This window comes from Providencia heimbachae ATCC 35613, assembly GCF_001655055.1.
Lineage (GTDB): Bacteria > Pseudomonadota > Gammaproteobacteria > Enterobacterales > Enterobacteriaceae > Providencia > Providencia heimbachae.
Window position 1 is genome coordinate 1 of the sequence record NZ_LXEW01000006.1, and the last position, 17,400, is coordinate 17,400.

Here is a 17,400-nt window from a genome sequence, read left to right on the forward strand (position 1 = left end):
GCATATTATGTTAAATATCCCCGTTTTATTCCTAGATTCACGAGAGACCAATAATCAATAAGTTAAGCCCTGCCTTCTACTCTTTACAAAAAACTGTTTTGCGTTTACGCTGAGTTCATGAGCTTACATTCTGGGTTTAGTGTCAGGTTCATAAGTGTATTTAACAGTATTCGGATTTACCATAAAATCCTTAATAGTTAACCTTAGCACTGCATCGTTTCATCTAAATGTGTTCACAGAAACCAACTAAAAGGATTTTTGAACGACTATGAGCTATAGCCTTGCCCACACGAAACGTAATGGACAGCACCTAAAACTGGTTGTTGATGATGTCACGACGCTGCCGTCTCTGTTCTTGACGATTTATACGATTACTAAACTCACAAAGAGATCGCTTGGAACTCAAACTAACTCACTTAAAGCATTGCGCTTCTTCTACGAATTCTATGAAAGAAAGTACGGTTGTACCTTTGATGGTGCGTTCCTAGATGCCAATTACTATATTGAATCATTCCTGAAAGAAGTTGATCTCTTCTTTGATTATCTCTTATCAAAACAACACATTGATGGATCTTCTTCATACATTTCCGTTAGCCCTATTTCTAAATCAGCTTCAGCAAAGGAAGCGTATGTGGCTTATGTTCATGTGGTCATGCGCTACTTTAAGTTCCTGAATGACAGATACACATGCATGGATTATCAAAATTGCTCTCCGCTCGATGCCTCGGTGATGCATCGTGAAATAGAGAAGAAGATCAAGCAAATCACAAAGGAATACTCTTCAATGGAGGTGGATTCGAATTCTTCAACAACACGATACAAGAGCCTAACAGAGCAACAAGCACTGCTGTTAGATAATATGCTTTTGCCATCAACTGAAGAGTTTGTAGATGCTGATACTGGTGAGGTTTACCCAGCAGTGATAAACCCTCAGAACCCTTTTTCAAGTCAGTTTGAGCAATTCCGCAACTACATTATTCACAGACTGCTGTTTCAGTACGGACTGAGGATCGGTGAGTGTTTGCTTCTTTCGCTGGAGTCGTTCGGGCCAACGCTACCTGACCCAAAAGGTGAACGTTCTTATATCCTTCTAGTCCAGAACCTACCCGATGGAGTTGATGACCCTAGGGCAAATCCGCCCTCAATTAAAACAAAGGGTTCTCAACGAAAAATTAAATTAGACCCTAGTGACTACACGATGCTCACTATCTACTGTGAAAAGAGAGCCGCCCTCTTTGAAGCTAAGCCAGAGGCAACTGACTATGGCGTTCTTTTCATTGGATCGCGTGGTGATTTAGCTCCCCTAACCTATGATGCCGTCAACACCTACTATCGAAAAATTGATAGCTCATTCATAAAAGAGCACCCGTACTTCCGAACGACATCAGAGGTTAATATCGAATCTATGCCTCAGATTACTCCCCATGTAGGCAGACATACGTGGGCTTATATAACGCTGGAGTTCATCTATAACGAGTTGTTTATTGAAGAGCTAGAGTTGAAGCGAGACTATGGCGTTAGGGCAAGAATGAAGGGGCTACTAGACGTTGCGGCTGATAAGTTGAGAGTCCTTGGTGGGTGGAGCCTCACGAGTAAAATGCCAATAAGATATGCCAATCGATTCATTGAGAAAGTAGCAAATGAAAGCAACACTAGGCGAACGGATATGGTAACGAAGCGCTCCCAAATGCCATTGACCTCAACGAAATACGCACTTCTGAGTTCAAATAAGGAAAGTGCTATCAATCACGACTACGACGACAACGGATTTGGAGATTTTGATGAGTTCCAATAATGTAAGGCCACTCAATTTTCGCGCAGCCGACGATACCCCTTTTTCTTCGGAGCAACTAACGTGGATCAGCGAACTTGAATTACCAAAGCGTGTATTCCTCAAAGGTGCTGACAGAACTGATGATAATACCTTAATGTTGGACGAGGATTGGCGTTGTTATTTTTCAGGTGGGGAGCGTTATATTGGATTTGAAAGCTCTCCTGTCTTCTCTGAGCTTGGTAGTATTAAAGTAAGATTGATAAAGTTCGTCGCTGTCTGTTACCTGCGGGAGCACAGCCCAACGAATTTACCTACGATGTGTTACTCCCTAGCCCATTATTTTAGGGAGTGTGAGCATTTCACCAAAGTCACCTTTTTAGCACATCTTGAGCACTTGGCTACTCGAATTAATGAGTCTAAGAGTAAAACTAATAAGGATTTTTATTATATCCTACATGCTTTAAGGGCGCTAGATCGTGATGGATTCTTTAACAGTACAGATGATTCAAAAGAAGACCTCGAAGACCAACTGCTTTTTATCCCTCGCCCTCCATCGGATAATTTCGGGGTTTATGAAGATCTTGATAACGTAATTCCGTTAGAAGTGTGCGCGATGATTCAGGATGGTATCACTCGCTGGGCATCAAAGTTGACGCCTAGTCTGAAAAGCAAAGCCGAAATTGAAGCGCACTTAAGTATTATCAAAGCCAAAGTGAGCCTCGATTCACTTCGTGATTGCGTTATTCTGGGTCTGACTTATTACACTGGCGGTAGACCTGTACAACTTGCAAAACTTTACGCCAGCGATATACATCGGGACACCAAAAATGAAGCGGGAAATCGCTATTCTCTTCTGCTCCCGTTCGCAAAAAAATCAAAAAAGAACCCACACCCGATATTGATTGCACTCCCCGATGAATTGGGTAGGTTAATCAAGCTTTATATTCGGCTGGCTAAAATCAGTCCTGAAGAGCCTTTACTTCCAAAGTCGAAGTCAACAACAAACGCCGCAAGTGACGCTATCCAAAGAATGCTATTTCGCTTTTCCCCTCAAGAAACGAAAGATGCAGTTAACGAAGGGCTACTAGAGCTTCCACGCTATACATCGACTCTCTTTAGGCATAATGTCGGACACTCAATGGCAATGAGTGGCGCTAGTGGCACTGACATTGCCTACATCTTAGGACACAGCAATGATACGGTAGCTTCTCGCTACATAGCTGTGACGCCTGATATCGCTGATATCCGAGAGCAAGCCCTAGGTCGTAACCCTGTATTCAAGAACATGATGGCTCTGATGCTCACAGGGAATCTTGTTCATAGTGAAAATTGGAGTGGACGTAGAGTAGCAGGCTCTATTGGAGGCATACTACATACGCACATTGGTGGGTGTGGCTATGAAGAGCCAATATGCCCATTCAGTCAAGGGCGAGCCTGTCATGGCTGTATTTACTTCCACCCGTTCCTCGATGGATTACATAAGGAAGTGTATGACGCATTTGGTCGAGAAGTTGACGAGCTGATAAAGATAACTGTAGATGCCAACCTTCACAAGCACCCTCTCGGCAATGACTTAATCCGCCGCCAAAGAAATGTGGCTAATGTGATCAGCCGAATAGAAAACTATCAGGGAGCGAGAAAGTAATATGCTTGATGTGAGCAAGAATGTTGATGCCTTTATAAGCAAGAACCGCGAGAAATTCCGTGAGAAAGCAATAGAGGCAAACGTTGAGGATGTGTTTCTATGGGAATTGGATAGCTGGACGTATGGTAAATCAGGTTACGCATGGCTTAAGGGTGCAAATAAGGGAAAACTAGCCTTTACCCATATCTCACGAACAAAGGGCGTCGAAAAAATGGATGTCGCCCCCATATATCAAAACTTCATGAGAGCAATGTTGGTTGAGACACTAATCATGAGCGGCAATAGTACCCCTGCGGGGGCTGTGTTTCAGCAAGAAATATTAGTAATGAAGCGTTGGTACGCTGAACTTGTTAAAGCTACTGGGCAATCCCACCCTATGTATCTAACATCAGACATTATCCACGCCGCCATGGACACTCACGCTGAATGTGGAGCAGCGTCAACGGCTGTTAGTGATTATGCTGATAAAGCAGTTGCGCTAGCAAAAGTGCTGAGTGCAAAATCGCTAACGTTAACCACGCTTAACGTACAGAACCAACACCCTACACGAAATACGTCAGTCGATGTTACTGAGCTAGATCCTTTAAAAACTGAGGATGAACACTTAATTTCGATTAAGGCGTTCATGTCCATTATTGAGCTGATTTATCTAGCCGAGAATGACGAAGATAAAGTGCTGTTAATGGGGCTGCTTTTGTTACTAATCACAGGCTTACGATTCCAAGAATTGCAGAACTTGAAAATCGATTGCCTTGTCAGGCGAGAAATAACTGACCCCGATAAATTGCAATATGCCAAGGATATGGGCTTCCCTGATTATTACCTAGGCATTGACTACATCGGCGCAAAGAAGGCAGGCAAACGCATACACTGGTTAGCCCCTTCAACCTACCCTGTTATTGAAATGATATTTGAGAGGGTCAAGGAACTAACCAACAAACAACGCGCACTGTTAATTTACTATCGAGAGTCTGATTTCACCTACTTTCTGCCTGACGCTATCCGTGAATTGCCAGAAGATGAGGTTGAATCTAGAGAACTGGTTGGTCATGTTGTTGCTGGGACTGGCGGTGCCAGAAATGCCATCGTTAGAAGTATTCAGACATCGTTCAAAACCTATGCTGGACACGAGCCGACTAGAATTCACGAGGTACACAAGCAACTCAAACACTACTTCTACACAAAAACTCAGGTTAATGACTACATCGTCGCTGTTTATTCAAGTTTATACAACTTCGAACAAGAGCACCGAGGGGTTCATACCTATAACGACAATGGTACATTGTTGAACTTTAACTACGAAGAATTACTGTTCATTTCTCCCTATGGCATGGGAAATCTGGTTAATGACTTCCGTCATTTATCGGTAATCACTCCGCTACAGGAAAACACTCTCAAAAAATGGCTCGGCAACACGCAGGGTTCTACATCCATTTTCTCCTTATTTGGACTGACGGAAGATGATGGTTCAGAGATAAAAATCCCAAAACACACCCCTCGCCATAACATCAATACGTTTTTAGCGATTGCTGGCGTAACAGACCACTTACAGGCGATCTTAATGGGGCGAGTAGACGTCACGCAGAACAAACATTATCAGCACGGGGTTGAATCTCTTGAATATAGAGCAGCAGCCATGGCAATGGTTGCTCTGGAGAAGACCTTTCATGCTAAGAAAGATGTATTCACTGAAGATGATCAAATATCGCTTTTCGACACGCCAGTTGAGCACTATCCAGTCGCACAAGGGACTGATAAGTCAGAAGTAACTCAGCGTATGGCTGCATACGCAAAAGCCAACCGCACTCGAACTGGTGTTGAAGCCGTTAAGAGTACGGCGAGTATGATTGTCTCAAAAGACCTATCCACCGAGGCCAACCTAAAGCGAGCAATGCAAACATATGGCGCAAGCAGCGAAGAAATGGCGAAGTATGTTGGTGATTCGATGTCAAAAAGCTTCATGCCTGAACTAAAAGAAGCTCACGATAAGCTCATTAATAACAAGCAAGAACAGGAAGCTAAACGTCTACTTGAACGTCACGCTCGGATTTACCCGCTTGTTTTTGGGGCATGTACTAGAGACGTAGCTAGATTCGGTTGCCCTTTTGCAATGCGATGTCAGGAAGGCTTACCTTGTGGTTATTTCACGCTTTCTGGTCGAATGGGAGAAACAGAAGAAGTTATCTCTCGACTAGAACGCAAACAAAAAGAAGTAGAAACACTAAGAGAGTTGGTCTCGACTAATCCAGCCTTTCAACTCGCTCTTGATGAGCAAGAGCAGTCATTATTGTTATATGAAGCGCTGAAAAGTAAAGCTCTCAAGTCATTACAAGAGTCAGAAATCGTGTCCCTGTTAAGTGACGACCCACAAAACCCATTCGCTCACCTTTTAAAGACAATCAGAGAGCAGGATCTCGTAGGTAAAACACCAAAAACCTTGGCAGACCTTTTCTACATTGAGCAAAAACGAATGGAGCGTGATGCCGCTAAGGGAATTGAGGATAAAAGGAGCGAACCACAATGAGAGAGAAACGCTTAGCTGGAAAAGAGCTTGACCAGTACATCCAGAATGAATTGTTGATGATGATTCGAGAAGGCTTAGAGAAGTCCCCTATCCAGCCATCTACTGTACACGCTCGACTTGTGTCGAGAGGAATTATCAAAGGCGGCCTGAGTACCTTGAGTGTGCCTCACCGCAAGAAAATGATTGAGGAGGCAAAGCAACGTCAGCACAACACCAGTGAATTCACTGATGAAGAGCATGAAAACTTCTCAAAAGGTCGAGTATCGAAAGCCTATGTCCAAAAAGCAGAGCGGTACAAACAAGAGCTGGATGAGTTCAAAGAAAAATATGAGCGGAACGTGCTAGCGGTTGCAGATATAGTTCATTACGTCGATTCCGTTACACCCATGAAAGTAGAGGAAGTTCTGGGTGAATATTTAGTTAGAGAACTAGCGATGGCTAAAAAACGAGGGTAACGACGTCATGAAAAAGACACCTGCTGAAGTCAATGTAGAAAAACTTGAAGCGTGGATAGCAAAACAAACGGATCAAGATATCAAGGAACTAAACTACCGAGGCTCAATCAATAAGGGAGCCGTTGCCGCTCAGTCAGGTGTAAACAAGCGTGCCATAACGGGTCAAAACCAACGAGCAACCAAGATATTTAATGACTGGGAAGAGTCTTGTAGAGAAAGAAACTTACTACCAAAACCAACAAGCTCAGTCAGCACCCAACCTAAAGGTGACGCGCACCAAACTGTTGAGTACCAAGACCCTAAAGATGCTGAGATTGCCAGATTAAATCGTGAAGTCAGTCGCCTAAAAGAGCAGCTATACCAACAGGAGATCATGATGAAGCGATACGACGAATTTAAAGATGTTCTGTACAGTCGAGGGTTCTACTCATAATGAACCTACCGAAAAAAATTGTCATGTATTTCCGAGTCACTTACGTGCAACACAATAATAAACAAGATAAGTGTTTCATTAGAGGTGCTGTTAGTAAACGAGAGTCCAGAAATACATACAGTGTTCTATCTAGCGTCAAAATAAACACCACATGCACTGGGTTGCCTTCAATTCCCGCTAAGGGAGAATACTGGAAAGTCATTGGGGAAGCAGAGCGTTACTTTGAAGACCATGATGGATTTGGAAGGCATATTTTTGAATTTAATGCGCCTACTGCGCTTGAGTTTCAAATCCCCAACACCCTAGAAGAAGTTAAGGACTTTGTCGCCAAATCGAGTGACTTTCAAGGCATCGGCACGGTCAGACTCTTTAATATTTGGGAGAAATATGGTGATACCGAAGCTATGAATATCATTCTTCGAGGGGATATAGACAAGCTCGTTGCGGTTGATTTGGTCTCTGAGGAAGACGCTCGAACACTAGTGGAAGGCTTCAAAAAATACACTAACCTGAAATATGCCAAATGGTTTGCGGAGCACCGTATCCCGCCATTTGTACAGCAGAACTACTTCAAAATGTCGGCAGTTATAGAGGATGAGCACACAGGTGCAAAAAAGGCACTACCAAAACCTCCAGAGGTAATTTCAGATAACCCCTACCACCTTACTACTCTGGGTATGTCTTTTCACTCTGTAGATCAGCTTGCCCTTACTGTTTTTGAGAAACAACTTGATGACCCGAATCGCCTTGTGTGCGCTGTAAACCAAATTCTTAATGAACAGGTGGTTCCAAGAGGTCATACATTTGGCACTCATAACCAGATATTCCCATATCTGGAAGCTCTGCTAGAGTCTAGGGAATTAGCTGCGCTGGCATTAATGCAGTCGGAGCAACTACTAAACTTCAAGCTTGGCGATGATGGTAACTACCACCACAGTGCGCTGTATATAATGCAAGGCATCATTGCTGAGCGTATAAGTACACTTGTCAATCGTAAGTCGAACTGGTGTGATTTCACTTACCCCAGAGCAATCAATCTTGCCTTTAAGCAACTCCCTTTTCCCTTAGCGCCAAAACAAGTTGAAGCCGTCTATTCTGCCCTAGAGCATGAAATCTCCATTATCTCTGGAGGTGCAGGAACAGGCAAAACTACGGTGCTACGAACTATATTAAGAGCCTTTTCAGAACTGAAGTACAACATACACGGCATTGCTCTTTCAGGGAGAGCTGCGCTTAGACTCCATCAATCGATAGGTTTCCCAACTAAAACGATTACTAGATTCCTAAATGACGAAGAACTAATGAGCGTTGATTCGGCAGGTGAAGAGGTTAAGCACCTCGTGGTTATAGATGAAGCATCTATGGTTGATGTGCCTTACATGAGCCAAATTATCTTACACTGTTGCCCTAGGGTGAGGTTCCTTATTGTTGGTGATCATGAGCAACTCGCTCCTATTGGTGCTGGCAAAGTTCTGTATGATCTCATTAAGTCTGGGTTGGTTCCTTTTGTTGAGCTAGACCAAGTGCAACGCCAAGATGAGAGCACAGGGATTCCAGAGTATTCTAGGGTAGTAAGATCTGGTCAGATCCCTCAATCTCTGTCGAATAAGAGTGTTCACTTTCATGAATGCGATGAGCAGGACATTGTAGGCAAATGTATTGAAATCTATCGCCGCAATCGCTCTAACAGCCAGATGGTCTCTGCCACAAGGAAAACAACCTTTGAGCTGAATAGTAAGTGCCAAGCAGAGTTTAATAGCTCAAGCCCTGAGTTGACCTACGAGTACATGAATCAGGTAACTAATTCAGGTCTTCGACTTAACGACCCAGTGATTTTCACTCGAAATCATGCTGCTAAAAGAATTCAAAATGGCTTACTTGGTGAGCTGTCCACTATTGAATGGACGGGAGATAGCTATGGAGGCGTGCAAACCCAAGAATATGATGAACCAATTACACTAACCCCTGAGTTAATTATTGAAATGACACTGGCGTACAGCATCACACTCCATAAAGCCCAAGGCTCCCAGTTTCCAATTGTCATTGTTGCACTTAATAACAGCAGGATGATTGACCGTTCATGGATATACACAGCAATCACTCGCTCAGAGCAGGAAGTCCATATAGTTGGCACCAAAGCCAAATACCTGCAAGCCATTCAGGGAGGTCATCGTGGTCATGAAAGACAATCTAGCCTTCAAGAGACTTTAGTAGCAGCTATACGCAGAAAGTCCGAAGTTGCTACTGATGGCGCGTAGCGACATATAAGGGCGGAAAGAAAGAAACGGCGTCGATGAAGTCGAATCCGCCCGATAACCCAGCGAAGCTGTTACTGAGTCGAGGCAGCAGATATACCGCGCTTGCGCCCCCTGCTAAGCCCTCGCGGAGTTTCCGCAATTTATGAGGTTAGGTTGATTAGTTTGGGTTAACTTGCTTCTACCCTGTTCCGCTTTATAAATCCATCACGCGACTTGTGTAATGAACTCACTTTTGCCCCAACATGCGTTAGAGCACTTAATCCTAGGTAATAAGAACGGCATATAAGAGCAGAAAGAATCCTACGGGGTTACTGTACATGAATCCGACAGAGAAAATGCACTGCTTAACTAGCAGTGTTACTGCGCAGCATGCGCCCTCAGCTAAGCCACTGTTCTATAGGTCTCAAAGCACCAAACATGGTTACATGAGGGGGACCTAAAGAGTTCTCTAGCTTTACTTCGACTAAAATCACGAACTCTGATTTTACCAAGTTCAATCCGTTACAGTGTAGTGTTTTATTCCCTAAATCACATTTATCTTTGCTCATACATAAGGATTCTGTGGCATAATAACAACTTCAAATATGGTTGATAAGGGATCAAAAGTTGAACAAAAGAAAACTGTTACAAGAGTTAGATTACTCATATAACGATCATGAACTTTACGACTGCTTAACCGTGTGTAGCAACCAACTTATCGAAACTGTCAATATTCTAAAAACATCGGCAGGATGGGTGCCGCTAACAATAAGAAAGGGGGATAGCCCAAGAGTATGGCTATCGGCACCTGTTGAGCTTGATGTAAACAATAACCCTATTAAATACTTAGACCTTATCGTGAACTCTGAAGTAAAACATGATGGCGTTAGCTTTATTAACTCAGTACATGGCTTTCAAATAAAAATTCATAATACTGTTGTTGTTGAAGCTGGTAATCACGATGGAAAAAATCTGGAAATTATTAAAATGGATTTAACGCCCATTGGGTTACCTCATATTAAAGGAGACATTCACGGACTAAGTGTTGGTGGAATGAAAATGTCTAGAAGTGGCGTCAAAGGCTCTGATACATTTATAGGATTGTAATATGTTAGTTAAGAACGTTACTCTTAATGATACGTCACTTGATTTCTTAGTTGAAGATGGGGTTGATAAAGAAAGACAAGATAACCACTTTACTATCTTAATCGGTAAGAATGCATCTGGAAAGAGCGAAGTTCTAAAAGAGGTATGCCATCTATTGATACGCTCTCAAATAAAAGATGATTTTAGTTCAGTCTACGTGGATATTCTTGATCACTACCTTGATAGAAACTACAAAAATACATTACATCGCGGTGAAAAAAATATCAGCTCTGAGTTAGAGTTAATTAATGATGGTAAAGCTTTTAAATACAAATATATAAGAACAGATGAGAAACGAGAGTTTATTAACTATCTAGGGCAGAAGGAATATATTAAAGAGCAAGTTTTTAGGCATTGCTTTGGAGTAACAGATGAAGAATCAAACAAAGTAACAGCCCCAAAAAATAATAATATTATTGCAGTTTCTTCTGGTCAGTTCGATAAATTCCCAGTGTTACAATCTATGGGATTGTCCTCTGAGACTGGTATTAATTATTCATATGTTGGCGTTCAAAACGATAGATTATCCTCTCGATATGATAGTGTTTTATCATTGAAAGTAGGTGAGATTGGTCATGCCATTGTGAAGTTTTCTGTAGAATCTAAAACTATTAATCTTAGTTCACTACTTAATACACTTGGGTTCAGTGGCAAAGTAAAGCTTAAATACGAAATAAACAAGCATATGCTATCCAGTGACTTTAGAGAACAAGATAAGTTATTAATCAATGGCACCAGATATTCAAGTGTTGGGCTTGGGAATAATGATAGTAAATTAAAAGATGAAGATATCTTGTCGTTTAAGCAGGCACTTTCTTACTTTAATGAGTTACATCCCTCAAATCACGAGAACTTAGGAATGATTGAAATCGACCTCTTGGGTGAGAATGTCAGTTTTGAAGCTACGCATTTGTATTATGCAGCTAAGTTAAATGCATTAGAAATCAAAGATGTATTGTTTGATGGAGAGCACGGTTCTTCTTCTTCTTCTTTATTACTAGCAAGTTCAGGTCAGATAAATCTGTTAAATATATTTTTTGGTATATCTTCATGTATCAAAGATAATTCATTAATTCTCATTGATGAGCCAGAGATAAGTCTTCATGCTGATTGGCAAATTAAGTTTATCCCTCTTGTTCGCGAGGTGTTCTCTAAGTATAAAGGTTGTCACTATATTATCGCCACTCATGCACCTATGATAATATCTAATGTTCGTTCGTCTCACTCTTCAATATTAAATATGACAACAGGTGATACTATTTCATCAAAGGAGTTTAGCAACCAATCATCGGACTATATCAATTCCTATCTTTTTGAAACTCCTGGGCCAAAAAATGAAACAATAAATAGAGAAGTTGTAAGCCTTCTATCTGCTATCAGCAAAAGAAAAAAACTAACCGAATCAAATATTAAAAAAGCAAGGCTTTTAATAAAGTGGTCATATGAACTTATCGATGGAGATCCTACTAAAGAATTAGTGAATATATTGGAGGAAGCGCTAGAGGTATATTCATATGATTCGTAATCCAATAGTTTTCACTCAAGGTCAATTAGATATAATTGCGGCAATTAAATCTGAGAACGATTTCAATTCGGAAAGCTGGATGTGTGATGAGGTTGATACTCTCAGACCTGTGATTAGACAACACTACGCTACAGAACAGAATAGCATCTGTCCTTATTGCAAGATGCAATTAAACACACAGCGAGGAAGAGCGTGGGATGTTGAGCATATTATCCCAAGAAGTACTGTTGAAAACTTTATGTTTGAGCCTTTAAATTTATGTGTAGCTTGCGTTGAATGTAATTCGGCTAAGTCAAATAAACAAGTAACTACATCAAGAGCAAGAGTACGATACCCTAGAACTGGGTATAACATTATCCATCCTCATTTTGATAGTTATCAAACACATATTTCTATTATTCGCACAGGATTATTTTACTTCCCTAAAACAGAAAAAGGAGAAAAAACGATTTATACTTGTGAATTAAACCGTTTTTATTCATATGCAGACTTTGACGATAATTTAAACGACTTGGATGATACGATTGTTGTGCTTGCAAACAATCTTCGCGTAACAGAAAATGAAAGTACTAAGGCATATCTTCGAGGTCAAATAAGAGAGCTAACCCTAAGGCAAGCTTTGCTGGAGTGAATTAAAGAGCATTTGGCAATAAAGAGATAAGGTTAAAGAGCCAAGATATTTGGATGAGGTAGAGTCGTCCTTTATTGATAATGCTTGGGACGCTTATCAATTTAGGCATAGCACCAACAAGAAGGTAATTTTTGCGTGGCTGGCTGAATTTACATATGACCTATCTCACAAACTTACTTCGAGAGCTTCATGAACCTAAAAAATCATTTCTGTCCACTTTCGAGTTACGACCTAGATGTGACTAACCAGACAGATACCTAAGAACGTGCTTGAAGTGAACCATGAAAACGGGGATTGAGGTTCATGAACCATCTGTTGGTTTTTGTACTTAAATTCAGCTTCGGATGAAGTAAAAAACCGCTTCATGACTTTACTCCCGCTTCATGAAATAGAAGAAGCCTTGTGGTACGCGGGTTTAGCTGACTCACTCACTCACGCACCTAGTTTCAACCCAGAATAGTTAAATAAGATAATTGGTAGATCTTGATGAACTAATGGCCTCCTCTATAATATAACGTATTAACATGACTATCTCCCACCAACAAGTCATCAGATGAATGACGGGTTCAGCAAGTCACATAAATTAAATATCAACAATCACCACCCTGCGGGTTTTATCTTAACGACTCGTTTGGGGACATTTAAAAAATTACGACTTTATCTTTTTATCAAGCCGTGATAATTTCATCCAATGAATACAATACATGTAAGTAATTTTTTAAAGCGCAACTTGTGGTGGCTACCTTCTTAAAGGCGGCCTGAATTTGTATTCCCATTTTCTAATAACCGCCGAAAGGTGGTTATTTACATTTAGAAGACCCTCTTTCGGCTTGATCAAAAAGGAGTTTTCTATGAGTAGTAAAACGATTATTCTTACTGGCGATCGTCCAACTGGCCCGCTACATCTTGGCCATTATGTTGGTTCATTGCGTCAGCGCGTCGCACTGCAAAATGATTATCAACAGTTTGTCTTGGTCGCAGATTTGCAAGGTCTGACCGATAACGGCAGTGATCCGCAAAAAATTCGAAATAATATTCCTGAAGTTCTAGCTGATTATCTCGCTGCAGGAATTGACCCATCACTCACCACACTCTGCCTTCAATCTGCCTTGCCAGCTCTTGCCGAGCTTACCGTACTTTATATGAATATTGTTACCGTGGCTCGCGTAGAACGTAACCCAACAGTGAAAAATGAAATTGTACAAAAAGGGTTCACTCGCACCCTACCAGTCGGCTTTTTGGTGTATCCCATCAGTCAGGCAGCAGATATCACAGCATTTAAAGCCAGCTTAGTTCCTGTTGGTGACGACCAATTACCGATGATAGAACAAACCAATGAAATCGTTCATAAGATGAATAGCCTGTTACCGGAACCTGTTCTGTACCATTGCAAAGCGCTACTAAGTGAAACCAGTCGCCTTCCTGGCATAGACGGTAACGTCAAGATGTCTAAATCACTCGGTAATACACTACTTCTTTCCGCTAGTGAAGAGGTCATTCATCGCGCGGTTCATGCTATGTACACTGATGCTAACCACCTAAAAGTGACCGACCCAGGACAGATAGATGGAAATATGGTGTTCACATATCTCGATGCATTTCATCCAAATAAAGTAAAAGTGGCTGAAATGAAAACACATTATCAGAATGGTGGACTGGGAGACAGAACGTGCAAAAATGAACTTGAAGTTTGCCTGCAAGAGCTGATTGCTCCCATGCGTGAGCGCCGAGCAACTTATATTCAGGATAAAGGCATGCTTATGTCACTTTTGAAACAAGGTAGCGAGAAAGCGCATGAGGTCACTCAAAATACGTTAAGAGAAGTGAAGCAAGGGCTGGGTTTGCCGGTATTTTGAAACATAGACATTTATATTGAATGATCTGTCTCGATAAGCTTATCTAATGCTTTAATATTCAGCAATATAACTAAAATTCTTACTATGAGCGAAAAGCATTTAGGTCTGTTTTTCGCTCAAAGCTGGCTGGTAGGCTAAGTGTAACCATGGATAACAAAAATATTAGATTAAATTAAGCTTGTTCTTAATGTATGTCAGGGCTTTCGCCCTGTAATTTCGTTGGTTCTAACGGTATCCACGACTGTGACTTTTTGATGACCAACTAAAAGTTTCATCACTTGAAACGAGTTTGTCTTTCTTCTTTTGGGTTCTAACTTTCTTGGCGGCTTTTTCAACTTCCATTGAAATTTCAGTAATAATTTGGTCTTTTACTTTATTATTCTCTGCGTTTGTCAATTCACGCCCTAACCTTTTTCTTTCCTGTCCTAGCCTCGTTTTAACTTGCATCTTTTGAGCTTCGGTCATTTCTTGCATTGTCAATTTTTTCATTGTGTTACCCCACTCACCTTTAGATGTCTGTACATAATATAACACTACTTCTTCTCATTTTAATAGCGATGAATATAGGACAGCCTTGATTATTAAAAAACAAGTGATGTTATCTTTGCCTGCTTGCCATTATCTAAAAACACATTTTTTTAATATTACCATTATATAGCCTATTTAATTTTGTTTTATCCCTCATTAATTGTAATGAAATAAAAAGTTACAATATGAAACACATTAATATTATTCACACATTATCCGAGTAAAGATTATGTTCATCAAAATTCAATAATAGAAACATAATGATACAAAATATTATCAATGTCACCTTTCCATTCCAACTCATTGTTTTTAATTAGTTAATATGGAGAATGAAAGTGTCAATAAAGAGAATAAGCTGAATAACATTAATGAATAAACGCGATTATCAAAAATAATAGTTAAGATTAATTGAATTATAGTTTTACTTATGTATAAATTAACACTCCTACATAAGTAAAATTTATTTAGTGGTGTATTTCTCCGGTGATCTTAATCTCATCCATAACATACACCACAGGACATATGGGGCGACTGGCCCTAATACTCTGAAAATAAGGATTGATACAATGTCATCGGATAGTTTTCAAAACGAAGTGCCTAAAGCACGCGTTAATATCAAATTAGATCTTCATACTGGCGGTGCTCAAAAAACCGTTGAGCTCCCTCTCAAACTGTTAGCGGTTGGTGATTACAGTAATGGGCAAGACAACCGCCCTCTTTCTGAACGCGAAAAAGTCAATATTAATAAAAATAACTTTGACAGTGTTCTTGCGGAATTTACCCCATCTATCAATCTCACCGTAAAAAACACGCTTGCAGGTGATGATAGCGATGAAAGTGTTGCTTTAACTTTCAAAGATATGAAAGATTTTGAGCCTGAACATGTCGCTCGCCAAATCCCTCAACTCCGCGCCATGCTGGCGATGCGTAACCTATTACGCGACCTGAAATCCAACCTTCTTGATAACGTGACTTTTCGCCGTGAACTAGAGAGCATCCTCAAAGATCCCGCTCTAAGTGATGAGCTACGCGAAGAATTGGCGCAACTCGCACCAAAAAAAGACTAATTTGGAATTAATACAGGATTATGCTCATGTCAGTTAATAGCGAAAATACACAGAACAGTACGGCATCAGTGCTTGAAAAAACCAATAATCAAAGCGTTTACACCTCATTATTTGAAAAAATTAATTTAACACCTGTCGCTGAAATTAGTGATGTAAATACATTCCAAGATAATGCCGCTCTCGCGGATGCAACTACTGACGAGCGCGTCACTGTTGCAGTTCAAGTGTTTCTTGAGCGTTTAAAATCAGCAGGCCAAAAAGTTGAACGCTTAGATAGAAACTTGCTTGACCACCATATTGCTGAATTAGATAAGCAAATTAGCCAACAACTTGATGAAGTCATGCATCACTCAGAATTTCAACGTGTTGAGTCTGCGTGGCGTGGTTTGAAATTCTTAGTTGACCGTACCGATTTTCGTCAAAATGTTAAAATCGAGCTGTTAGATATTTCCAAGCAAGACCTACTCGCAGACTTTGAAGACAGCCCTGAGATCATACAAAGTGGTCTTTATCATCACACCTATATTGAAGAATATGACACCCCTGGTGGTGAACCTATTGCGGCAATGATTTCGAATTATGAATTCGATCGCAGTGCCCAAGATATTGCGTTACTCCGTAATATTGCAAAGGTTTCCGCTTCGGCTCACATGCCATTTATCGGTTCTGTCGGTCCTCAATTCTTTGGTAAAGACACCATGGAAGAGGTCGCTGCCATTAAAGATATTGGTAACTACTTTGATCGTGCAGAATACATCAAATGGAAAGCTTTCCGTGATTCTGACGACGCACGCTATATTGGTTTAACCATGCCACGTGTATTGGGTCGCTTACCTTATGGTCCGGACACTGTTCCTGTGCGTAGCTTCAATTATGTCGAAGAAGTCAAAGGGCCTGACCACGAAAAATATTTGTGGACCAATGCCACATTCGCATTTGCAGCCAACATGGTAAAAAGCTTTATCAACAATGGTTGGTGTGTGCAAATCCGTGGGCCGCAAGCCGGTGGCGCAGTAAAAGATTTACCTATTCATTTATTTGACCTAGGCACTGGCAGTCAGGTAAAAATTCCATCTGAAGTGATGATCCCTGAAACACGTGAATTTGAGTTCTCAAATCTGGGTTTTATCCCGCTTTCATACTATAAAAACCGTGATTATTCCTGTTTCTTTTCTGCCAACTCAGCACAGAAACCTGCGCTTTATGATACTGCCGATGCAACAGCAAATAGCCGTATAAACTCTCGACTACCTTATATATTTTTATTATCCCGTATCGCGCATTATCTGAAATTAATTCAACGCGAAAATATCGGTACAACCAAAGATAGACGCCTTTTAGAGCTTGAGTTAAATAATTGGATCCGTGGTTTAGTGACTGAAATGACCGACCCAAGCGACGATTTACAAGCTTCTCATCCACTGCGTGACGCTAAAGTTGTCGTTGAAGATATCGACGATAACCCAGGCTTTTTCCGCGTCAAGTTGTATGCCGTACCGCACTTCCAGGTTGAAGGTATGGATGTTGACTTGTCCCTAGTATCACAGATGCCAAAAGCGAAAGCATAAGGGTTAATCAG

General features: G+C 40.9%; 13 protein-coding genes. 12 read left to right on the plus strand and 1 reads right to left on the minus strand.

Annotation, left to right across the window (positions count from 1 at the left end; all coding sequences use genetic code 11):
• The first annotated feature begins 268 nt into the window (after positions 1–268).
• The 10 genes from M998_RS01110 to trpS all read left to right on the plus strand — a co-directional run bounded on the left by M998_RS01110 (position 269) and on the right by trpS (position 14,226).
• Positions 269–1,795 (plus strand): site-specific integrase, encoded by a 1,527-nt coding sequence (locus M998_RS01110; RefSeq protein WP_068907160.1) that lies wholly within the window; start codon positions 269–271, stop codon positions 1,793–1,795.
• Positions 1,782–3,419 carry a tyrosine-type recombinase/integrase gene (locus tag M998_RS19415; protein WP_068907161.1) on the plus strand — a complete coding sequence of 546 codons (1,638 nt, stop codon included), beginning with the start codon at positions 1,782–1,784 and terminating at the stop codon, positions 3,417–3,419. Before M998_RS01110 ends, M998_RS19415 begins: the two co-directional genes overlap by 14 nt.
• 1 nt (position 3,420) lies before the next feature.
• Positions 3,421–5,943, plus strand: a complete 2,523-nt coding sequence (locus tag M998_RS01120) for a hypothetical protein (RefSeq protein WP_068907162.1) — start codon at positions 3,421–3,423, stop codon at positions 5,941–5,943.
• Positions 5,940–6,398: a hypothetical protein gene (locus tag M998_RS01125; RefSeq protein ID WP_025796163.1), complete on the plus strand. Its 459-nt coding sequence runs from the start codon at positions 5,940–5,942 to the stop codon at positions 6,396–6,398. Before M998_RS01120 ends, M998_RS01125 begins: the two co-directional genes overlap by 4 nt.
• A gap of 7 nt (positions 6,399–6,405) precedes the next feature.
• Complete coding sequence (locus tag M998_RS01130) at positions 6,406–6,831, plus strand: VPA1267 family protein (protein WP_068907163.1); 426 nt, start codon at positions 6,406–6,408, stop codon at positions 6,829–6,831.
• Complete coding sequence (locus M998_RS01135) at positions 6,831–9,089, plus strand: AAA family ATPase (RefSeq protein ID WP_068907164.1); 2,259 nt, start codon at positions 6,831–6,833, stop codon at positions 9,087–9,089. Before M998_RS01130 ends, M998_RS01135 begins: the two co-directional genes overlap by 1 nt.
• A 606-nt stretch (positions 9,090–9,695) precedes the next feature.
• Entirely contained in the window at positions 9,696–10,175 is a 480-nt protein-coding gene (locus tag M998_RS01140; RefSeq protein WP_068907165.1) for a hypothetical protein, read from the plus strand.
• Between the two features lies 1 nt (position 10,176).
• Entirely contained in the window at positions 10,177–11,739 is a 1,563-nt protein-coding gene (locus tag M998_RS01145; protein WP_068907166.1) for an AAA family ATPase, read from the plus strand.
• Positions 11,729–12,370, plus strand: a complete 642-nt coding sequence (locus tag M998_RS01150) for an HNH endonuclease (RefSeq protein WP_074379415.1) — start codon at positions 11,729–11,731, stop codon at positions 12,368–12,370. The genes M998_RS01145 and M998_RS01150 overlap by 11 nt, the downstream gene beginning before the upstream one ends.
• A gap of 851 nt (positions 12,371–13,221) precedes the next feature.
• Positions 13,222–14,226, plus strand: coding sequence for a tryptophan--tRNA ligase (gene trpS / locus M998_RS01155; protein ID WP_068907167.1), 1,005 nt, complete (start codon positions 13,222–13,224; stop codon positions 14,224–14,226).
• A gap of 225 nt (positions 14,227–14,451) precedes the next feature.
• Here trpS and M998_RS01160 read toward each other — a convergent pair whose 3' ends face one another.
• Positions 14,452–14,715 carry a YjbD family protein gene (locus M998_RS01160; protein WP_068907168.1) on the minus strand — a complete coding sequence of 88 codons (264 nt, stop codon included), beginning with the start codon at positions 14,713–14,715 and terminating at the stop codon, positions 14,452–14,454.
• 605 nt (positions 14,716–15,320) lie between these two features.
• Between M998_RS01160 and tssB the strand changes: the two genes are divergently transcribed.
• Positions 15,321–15,821 (plus strand): type VI secretion system contractile sheath small subunit, encoded by a 501-nt coding sequence (gene tssB / locus M998_RS01165; RefSeq protein ID WP_068907169.1) that lies wholly within the window; start codon positions 15,321–15,323, stop codon positions 15,819–15,821.
• A 20-nt stretch (positions 15,822–15,841) separates the two neighbouring features.
• Positions 15,842–17,389, plus strand: a complete 1,548-nt coding sequence (gene tssC, locus M998_RS01170; RefSeq protein ID WP_068907170.1) for a type VI secretion system contractile sheath large subunit — start codon at positions 15,842–15,844, stop codon at positions 17,387–17,389.
• The last annotated feature ends 11 nt before the right edge of the window (positions 17,390–17,400 follow it).